Genomic DNA, 8586 nt, shown 5'->3' on the forward strand with positions numbered 1-8586 from the left:
TTGCGGGCGGGTATCTCCGCCGGGTCCAGCCCGAGCGCGATCTGCTGCTGACCGGGGCCGAGCAGCGGGTCGTCGGTGAGCTGGTCGTCGGCCGGCAGGTCGAGCACGTCCTCGACGGGGCGGCGCGGGGTCGGCGAGCCGGGCTGGCCGTACCCGATCCGCATCACCATCTGCGGGGTGCCGAACCGGCCCAGCGACAGCCGCAGCTGCTCCCGCGCCCCGGGCACCTCGATCGGCTGGGAGAGCATCGACACCGCCAGTCCGGCGTCGGTGGCGGTGAGCAGCACCCGCTGCAACGCCTGACCGGCGACCACCTGGTCGACGGCCGTGTTGCCGGTCGAGCCGAGCACCGCCACCAGCGGTTCCGGCTCGAAGTCCCGCCCCGGCGCGCGGTCCCGTCCGCCGAATCCCCGCGAGGGCAACAGGTCCTGCGGCTCGCTCTGCGGGCCGCCCGCCGCGGCCGGGACGCCGTCCACGGCGTGCTCGGTGCGGACCCACTCCTCCCGTTCGGCCCGGTACGCCGGGTCCCGCTCCAGCACCCGGTGGGCGCCCCGGGCGATCTCCGCGAACGCGTTCACCGCGCTCGTCCCGATCAGCAGCTCCAACCAGCACTGCTCGGCGCGGGCCGCCTCGCCCAGCCGCCACCGGGCGTCGGCGGGCACCGGGTCCGGCCAGAACGGGGCGCGGTTGCTGAACCGGCGGGGGACCGCCGCGTACAGGGACTGCTCCGCCGGGGTGGGGCGCCGGGGCACGTCCGGCACCAGGCGGGCCACCACGTCCGGCTCGGCCGGGTACGGCCGCAGCCGCACCGTCGCCGGCGTACCGGCCACGGCCAGGGCGAGCCGCAGGTTGAACAGCGCGGCGCCGGCCCCGATCCGGGTGCCCCAGCCGCTCGGGTCGGTCGCCGGCAGCCGCCGCGACGGGTCGACCAGCACCTCGATCCCGCCCTCGCGCAGGCGGAACCGCCATGGTTGCGTGTTGTGCAGCGACGGTGCCCGGACGGCGTCGGTCGCGGCAGCCCGCAACTGCTCGACGGTGAAGCCGGTGTCCATGGCGATGCTCCTTCCGTGGCAGGCCGTGCAGCCCCCCGCTGGTCCAACCCCACATTCCGTCACCGACGGTGCGCGCGGGCAGGGCCGGAGGACCCGTCCGAGCGGGACGTGTGGCGTGGTCGGGACCTTCGGCCCGTGCGTTACGCGGCCCGGTGGGGGTAGAAACGAGGGATGATCCGCGTGTTCCTGCTCGACGACCACGAGGTCGTCCGTCGTGGCCTGGCCGACCTGCTCCAGAGCAGCGGCGACATCGAGGTGGTCGGGGAGTCCGGCCTGGCCCAGGAGGCCGCACGCCGCATCCCGGCGCTCCGGCCGGATGTGGCGATCCTCGACGCCCGACTGCCCGACGGCAACGGCATCGACGTGTGTCGGGACGTCCGGGCCGTGGACTCCTCGATCAAGGGCCTGATCCTCACCTCGTACGAGGACGACGAGGCGCTCTTCGCCGCGATCATGGCCGGCGCGGCGGGCTACGTGCTCAAGCAGATCCGCGGCACCGACCTGGTCGACGCCGTGCGCCGGGTGGCGGCCGGGCAGTCGCTGCTCGACCCGGCGATCACCACCCGGGTCCTGGAGCGCATCCGCAGCGGCGTCGAGCAGCCGCGCGAGCTGAAGTCCCTCACCGAGCAGGAGCGGCGCATCCTGGAGTACGTCGCCGAGGGGCTCACCAACCGGGAGATCGCCGGGAAGATGTTCCTCGCCGAGAAGACCGTGAAGAACTACGTCTCCAGCGTCCTGGCCAAGCTGGGCCTGGAGCGCCGTACGCAGGCCGCGGTCCTCGCCACCCGTCTGCTCGGCAAGACCTCCTGACGGTCAGGCCGCCAGCGGGACGGACCAGTGCAGGCGGGTGCCGTGCGGGGCGACCGCCCGCACCTCGAACGTCCCGCCGTGGCGTTCGGCGCGCTCGCGCAGGTTGACCAGGCCACCCCGGGCGGCGGCCGGGTCGCAGCCCACCCCGTCGTCGGTGACGGTGACCGTGACGTGCCCGGCCTCGACGCGTACCGCCACGGTGACGTGGTGCGCCTGCGCGTGCCGTACCGCGTTGGACAGCGCCTCCCGCAGCACGGCCGTGAGGTCCGCACGGACCTCTTCTCCGACGGCGCTGTCCACCGGCCCGACCAGTTCCAGGGTGGGCCGGTAGCCGAGCGACTCGGCGGCCACCTCGACCGCCTCCCGGATCTCGGTGCGCAGCGCCGCGCTCATCGGGGTACGCAGCTCGAAGATCGTCCGGCGGATGTCGCGGATCGTGGCGTCCAGGTCGTCGACCGCCGCGTTGATCCGCTTCGCGACGTCGGGGCGCGCGGTCAGCGGCACGGCGCTCTGCAACTGCAGGCCGGTGGCGAAGAGCCGCTGGATGACCACGTCGTGCAGGTCGCGGGCGATCCGTTCGCGGTCCTCCAGGACCACCAGCAGCTCCCGCTCCTCCTGCCCCCGCGCCCGCTCCATGGCCAGCGCGGCCTGCCCGGCGAAGCTGCCGAGCAGCGCGAGGTCGTCGTCGGTGGCCCCGCCGCGGTCCGCGCGGTAGGCGATCACCAGGACACCGTGCAGGGTGTCGGCCGTGTTCAGCGGGGAGATCACCGCCGGCCCGGTGTGCAGCAGTGCCGGCCAGGGCGCCGCGTGGGCCAGGTCCTCCGCGTGGTCCTGCCGACCGTCACGGACGGCGGCGGCGAAGCTGGTCTGGGTCGCCGGCAGCACGGTGCCGGAGAGCGCCGCGGCCTGCTCGCCGGCCCCGTCGACCACCTCGACGGTGAACTGGTCGGCCTCCGGGTCGTAGAGCAGCACCAGCGCCACCTCCGCCTCGGCGACCTCCCGGGCCCGCCGGGCCACCAGTGCCAGCGCGTCGGTGCGGCGCACCTCGCCGAGCAGCACCGAGGTGATCTCGGCGGTGGCGGCGAGCCAGCGCTCCCGCCGGTGCGCCAGCGCGTACAGCCGGGCGTTCTCGATCGCCACGCCGGCCGCGGCGGCGAGCGCGACGACGATCTCCTCGTCGTCCTCGGTGAACTGCGCGCCGCCCTGCTTCTCGGCCAGGTAGAGGTTGCCGAACACCTGGTCGCGGATCCGCACCGGCACACCCAGGAAGCTGTGCATCGGCGGGTGGTTCGGCGGGAACCCGTACGACTTCGGGTGCTGGGTGATGTCGGGCATCCGCAGCGGGCGCGGGTCGTCGATGAGCAGGCCGAGCACGCCCCGGCCGTGCGGTAGGTCGCCGATCCGCGCGTGCGTCTCCGCGTCGATGCCGTGGGTGATGAAGTCGTACAGCATCCGGTCGTGCCCGACCACCCCGAGCGCTCCGTAGCGGGCGCCCACCAGCGAGCACGCCGCCTCCACGATGCGCTGGAGGGTGCTGCGCAGGTCCAGGTCGCTGCCGATGCCGACCACCGCGTCGAGCAGGGCGCGCAGCCGCTCGCGGCTGGTCACCACCTCCCCGACCCGGTCCAGCATCTCCTGGAGCAGTTCGTCGAGGCGGACCCGGGACAGCGGGCTCAACCCGAGCGAGGGGGTCGCCTGGGGCTCGTGCCGAGGGTTGGGTGCGCTGCTGGCCACGCCGCGATGTTACCGCCCGGTCGTCGAGGGGACCGGCCCCGACTACGCGCGGTCGGTCCGTACCGCGGACGTGTCGACCACCTGCGCGACGTCGAGGCGCGGGGTGTGCGGCGGGCCGGCGTGCGCCGGGTCCGCGATCCCCAGCCGCAGCACCAGGTACGGGAAGCCGAGGCCGGCCAGCAGGCCGCGCAGTGTCTGCCGGGTCCCCGGCACCTCCACGACCCCGCTCAGCGGCACGAGGGAGACGCCCAGCCGGGTGGCGGCCAGCCAACCCGCCGACAGGGCCTCACCGGCGCGCAGCCAGTTGTCCGGCTCGTCCTCGTCGCCGTAGAGCATCGCGTACACCGCCGCCTGGTCGTGCCCGGGGCCGACCGGCAGGCTGCCCGAGCGGCCGAAGTCACGGGCCGGCACGGTGGTCTGCGGCGCCGACTCGGGCAGCACCTCCGGCGGCAGGCCGGCGCCACCGGATCGGCTGGTCCAGTACGCCAGCTCCTCGCGCAGCTGGGGGTCCTCCGACTCGACGGTGGCGGCGTGGGACGCGGCGGCAGCCAGCTCCATGACCTGGTCCCGGTTGAGCAGCTGGAACTGGACCCCCTCGGCGACCACCGCCGAGGTGATCTCCCCGAGCGCGGCCGTGGGCACCGGCTCGTCGCTGACCGGCCGCCGGTCGGTGTGCCGCACCTGCATGCACTGCACCAGGCGCATCGCCTCCGGGTCGGCGGCGATCCTCCTCGGGCCGGTCAACCGGGCCAGCAGGTCCGGGTCCGCCGGGTCGGGCATCCGCTCGACCGCCACCCGCCAGCCCTCGGCGGCGAGCGCGACCCGGGCGTGGTGCAGCGCCGCCCCGCAGCTCAGCGCGAGCAGCCGGCCTTCCGGGTCGGTGGCGGTGAGCTGGCGGTCGCGGACCACCCGCAGCTCCAACGCGTCCGGCAGCACCGTCCACCGCCATGGCTGCGTGTTGTGCACCGAGGGGGCGTGACCGGCTGTCGCCGCGGCCTCCGCCAGAGCGGTGGTGACCGGACGGTCCGTCGCCGGGGATTCGTGGCTCATCGTCACGACCTTTCCGTGTTCAAGCCCATCGTGCCGTACCCGCCGGTGGCCCGGGCGGGGTTGCGGCTCCATCCTGCGACATCTCCGGTGGGGACGCACGGTCCGCAGGGCCCGGCGCCGCAGGGCATTTCGGCCCGGTGGCGTCTCGACACTGAGACGATCCGCAGGTGGGGGCGGAGCCGCGCGAGTGCGTGCCGGAGCAGCCGGCACGGCGTGAGCGCGGGCGCCGGCTGCTGTGGGTGCCGCTCGCCGGGCTGACCGCGCTGGTGCTGGGCGGGGCGGTGCTGCGGTTGGCCGGGCGCACCGGTCCGGCCGACGTGGTCTGGGCCGTGGCGACGGTGGCCGCGCTGGTGCCCGCCGCCGGGGCGATGCTGCGGGACCTGTGGCGCCGTCGCTTCGGCGTGGACGTGATCGCGGTTCTCGCCCTGGTCGGGGCGCTCGTCGTCCGCGAGTACCTGGCCGGGGCCGTCATCGCGGTCATGCTCGCCACCGGCCGGGCGCTTGAGGCGTACGCCCAGCAGAGGGCGACCCGCGACCTGCGTGCGTTGCTCGCGCACGCCCCGCGGACCGCGCGCCGGCGCGGCCCGGACGGGGGCATCGAGGTGGTGCCCCTGGACGAGGTCGGGGTGGGCGACCGGCTGGTGGTCGGGCCGGGTGACGTGGTGCCGGTGGACGGGCGGGTCGACGAGCCGGTGACGCTGGACGAGTCGGTGGTGACCGGCGAGTCGCGGCTGGTGCGCCGGGCGGCGGGGGAGCAGGTGGCCAGCGGCGTCGTCAACGCCGGGGCCGGGTTCGGGATGCGGGCGACGAGGGACGCGGCGGCCAGCACGTACGCGGGCATCGTCCGCCTCGCCGAGGAGGCGACGGCCCGCAAGGCGCCGATGGTCCGGCTCGCCGACCGGTACGCCGCCGCGTTCGTGCCGTTCACCCTGGTCCTCGCCGGTCTGGGCTGGCTGCTCTCCGGCGAGTTCATCCGGGCGGTGGCCGTGCTGGTGGTGGCCACCCCGTGCCCGCTGCTGCTGGCCACGCCCATCGCGATCGTCTCCGGCCTGTCCCGGACGGCCCGGCGCGGGGTACTGGTCCGCGACGGCGCCTCGCTGGAGATGCTCGGCCGGGCCCGCACCCTGCTGGTCGACAAGACCGGCACGCTCACCGCCGGCCGGCCACGCGCCGCCGAGACGGTCGCCGCGCCCGGCGGGGACCGTGACGAGGTGCTCCGCCTGGCCGCGTCGGTGGAGCAGCTCTCCCCGCATGTGCTGGCCCGCGCGCTGGTGCGGCAGGCCCGCGATCGGGGGCTGTCGTTGGCCGAGCCGACCGACGTGACCGAGGAGCCGGGCCGGGGCGTACGCGGGCTGGTGGACGGCCGGACGGTGCGGGTGGGCCAGCTCGACGGCGAGCTGCCGGACTGGGCCGGACGGGTTCGTTCCCGGGCCGACCTGGCCGGCCGGTCGGTGGTGTGGGTCGGCGGCGACGCCGGGCCGATCGGAGCGGTTCTGCTGGAGGACCCGGTACGCCCCGACGCCCGGCGTACCGTGCGACGCCTGCGCGAGGCGGGCCTGCGGCGGATCGTCATGGTCACCGGCGACCGGCCGGACACCGCCGACCAGGTGGCCCGGACCGTCGGCGTGGACGACGTGCTGGCCCGCTGCTCCCCTGCCGAGAAGGTCACCCGGGTCCGCGCGGAGGCGGACCGGGCGGTGACGGTGATGGTCGGCGACGGGGTCAACGACGCTCCGGCGCTGGCCGAGGCGCACGTCGGTGTCGCGATGGGCGCGACCGGGGCGACCGCCTCGGCGGACGTCGCCGACGCGGTGCTCACCGTCGACCGCCTCGACCGCCTCGCCGATGCCGTGGAGATCGCCCGCTACGCCCGTCGGATCGCGGTGCAGAGCGCGACCGTCGGGATGGGGCTGGCCGTGCTGGCGATGCTGGTGGCTGCGGTCGGCCGGCTGCCTCCGGTGGCCGGGGCCTTCCTCCAGGAGGGCATCGACGTGCTCGTGATTCTCAACGCGCTGCGCGCCCTGACCGGTGGGCTGCGGCACCGGGACGTGCCGCCGCGCACCCGCGAGCTGCTCACCGAGTACGCCGACCAGCACGGCGGCGTACGGGACGTGCTCGTGGGCCTGCGGGACGTGGCCGACCTGCTGGCCACCCGGCCGGAGGACCCGGCGTGCCTGCCGGCGCTGCGGGAAAGCCACCGTCGGTTGACGCAGGCGGTGCTGCCGCACGAGGCGGGGGAGGAGCAACGGCTCTATCCCGCCCTGGCCGACCCGCTGGGCAGCGCCGAGGCCACCTCCACGATGAGCCGGGCGCACGTGGAGGTCCGGCGGCTCGTGGATCGGATCGGCGCGCACCTGGCGCAGGCCGGCGACGGTCCGGTACGCCCCGACCAGCGCACCGACCTGCTCGCCACCCTCTACGGCCTGGCGGCCGTCCTCGGTCTGCACCTGATCCAGGAGGAGGAGGACTACTTCTCCCTCAACCCGACCGACGGTCGCTGACCCAACCGCCCGGCCTCCGCATGGCCCGGCTTCGATCACGCCTCCGCCGCCGTCTACTTGAAGGGCGCCGGCGCCGTCGATCTGGAGGGCACAAGAGCAGAGCGCGTGATGTCTCACAGACATATTTATGTCTGTGAGACATCACGCGCTCGCACAACTGTCGCCCCGGCCCGCGACACGCCAGGTCGTCGTTCTGCGCCCTCGGGCCGTGACCGCGCCGGACCACGCCGCGACGCCCGGGCCACCCGGGCCGCGCCGGGCCGTGGCCGGTGGCCGGTGGCCGGTCAGCGCTCCCGGACCACCGCGACCGGGCAGTGAGCGTGGTGCAGGAGTTGCTGGCTGACCGAGCCGAGCAGCATGCCGCGCAGTCCGCCCCGACCGCGCGTCCCGACCACCACCAGCCCGGCCCCACGGCTCGCCTCGACCAGCAGCGACGAGGCGCTGCCGCCCGCCACGTCCACGGTCACCTCGACGTTCGGGAAGGCCCCCCGCCAGCGGGTCAGCGCCTCCTCCACCTCGGTCCGGGCCTCCGCGACCGCCGCGTCCGGGTCGAAGTCGGGAGGGGCCCACCGGCCGGCGGGCAGTTGCCAGGCGCGGACCACGCGCAGCGGCACCCGCCGGGCCGCGGCCTGCTCGTACGCGAAGCCCAACGCGAGCAGGGAGCACTCCGAGCCGTCCACGCCGACCGCCACGGGCCCGGTCCACCGCTCGCTGGTCCCGTCGCGGACCACCACCACCGGGCAGTGCGCGTGGGCGGCCACCGTGACGGCGGTCGACCCGGCCAGCAGCTCGCCGAACCCACCGTGCCCGCGCGTGCCGAGCACCAGCAGGCCGGCGTCGACCGACGCCTCCTGGAGCACCAGCGCCGGTGGCCCGTCGAGCACCTCACCGGTGACGGTCAGCTCCGGGTGCGTGGTCCCCGCGTCGCGGGCGGCCCTGCTCACCAGCTCCTCGACCTGTCGCCGGGCCTCTTCGTCCGGCCAGACTCCGGGGGCCACCCCGGGGCCGATCCAGCCAGCCACCGTCAGCCACTCGAAGACGTACGCCACCCGGACCGGCCGTCCGCTGCGGCCCGCCTCGTCGAGCGCCCAGTCCAGCGCCCGCGCGGCGTCCGGGGACCCGTCGTAGCCGACCAGGATCTGCTCGCCGCTCACTGTCCACCTCGCAGGTCGGGGTCGGTCTCCCGGATCCAGCGCCACTCGGCGACCCGCGGGTCGTCCTCGCCGTACCGGCGGGTGTGGTCCCGGCACTCCTGGCGCGCGTCGACCATGTCCTGCCGCAGGTGCGCGGCGCGGGCGGCCAGCCCCGGCACCCGGTCGATGACGTCGATGACCAGGTGGAAGCGGTCCAGGTCGTTGAGCATCACCATGTCGAACGGCGTGGTGGTGGTGCCCTCCTCCTTGTATCCGCGTACGTGCAGGTTGTCGTGGTTGGTCCGC

At 75.3% G+C, this 8586-nt stretch carries 6 protein-coding genes and 1 pseudogene; 2 read left to right on the forward strand and 5 right to left on the reverse strand.

Going from position 1 to position 8586, the window contains the following annotated elements; genetic code table 11:
- Positions 1 to 1052, reverse strand: a 1052-nt coding sequence (locus AB0I76_RS16750; protein WP_357035705.1) for a hypothetical protein, incomplete at its 3' end; no start/stop codon positions are given.
- Positions 1053 to 1223: 171 nt separating this feature from the next.
- Between AB0I76_RS16750 and AB0I76_RS16755 the strand changes: the two genes are divergently transcribed.
- Positions 1224 to 1862 (forward strand): response regulator transcription factor, encoded by a 639-nt coding sequence (locus tag AB0I76_RS16755; RefSeq protein ID WP_357035707.1) that lies wholly within the window; start codon positions 1224 to 1226, stop codon positions 1860 to 1862.
- A 3-nt stretch (positions 1863 to 1865) separates the two neighbouring features.
- Here the strand turns inward: AB0I76_RS16755 and AB0I76_RS16760 are convergent, their stop codons facing one another.
- The gene (locus tag AB0I76_RS16760) at positions 1866 to 3539 is read right to left on the reverse strand and encodes a GAF domain-containing protein (RefSeq protein ID WP_357035719.1); all 1674 of its coding nucleotides are present in this window, start codon (positions 3537 to 3539) and stop codon (positions 1866 to 1868) included.
- A 99-nt stretch (positions 3540 to 3638) separates the two neighbouring features.
- Positions 3639 to 4718: a nitroreductase gene (locus AB0I76_RS16765; RefSeq protein WP_357035710.1), complete on the reverse strand. Its 1080-nt coding sequence runs from the start codon at positions 4716 to 4718 to the stop codon at positions 3639 to 3641.
- A 95-nt stretch (positions 4719 to 4813) separates the two neighbouring features.
- On the opposite strand from AB0I76_RS16765, the gene AB0I76_RS16770 reads away from it, so the two are divergent.
- Entirely contained in the window at positions 4814 to 7147 is a 2334-nt protein-coding gene (locus AB0I76_RS16770; RefSeq protein ID WP_357035713.1) for a heavy metal translocating P-type ATPase, read from the forward strand.
- Between the two features lie 284 nt (positions 7148 to 7431).
- On the opposite strand, the gene AB0I76_RS16775 is transcribed toward AB0I76_RS16770, so the two are convergent.
- Positions 7432 to 8346: a universal stress protein gene (locus AB0I76_RS16775; protein WP_357035716.1), complete on the reverse strand. Its 915-nt coding sequence runs from the start codon at positions 8344 to 8346 to the stop codon at positions 7432 to 7434.
- Positions 8298 to 8586, reverse strand: a pseudogene (locus tag AB0I76_RS16780) (phosphoketolase); the annotation flags it as partial. The pseudogene AB0I76_RS16780 and the gene AB0I76_RS16775, both read right to left, overlap by 49 nt.

This window comes from Micromonospora sp. NPDC049799, assembly GCF_040656655.1.
In the GTDB taxonomy this organism is placed as follows: domain Bacteria; phylum Actinomycetota; class Actinomycetes; order Mycobacteriales; family Micromonosporaceae; genus Micromonospora.

Excerpts from the sequence above, each read along its gene's own strand:
- AB0I76_RS16755 (WP_357035707.1), top strand. The coding sequence starts at position 1,224 with ATGATCCGCGTGTTCCTGCTCGACGACCACGAGGTCGTCCGTCGTGGC.
- AB0I76_RS16765 (WP_357035710.1), bottom strand. The coding sequence starts at position 4,718 with ATGGAGCCGCAACCCCGCCCGGGCCACCGGCGGGTACGGCACGATGGG.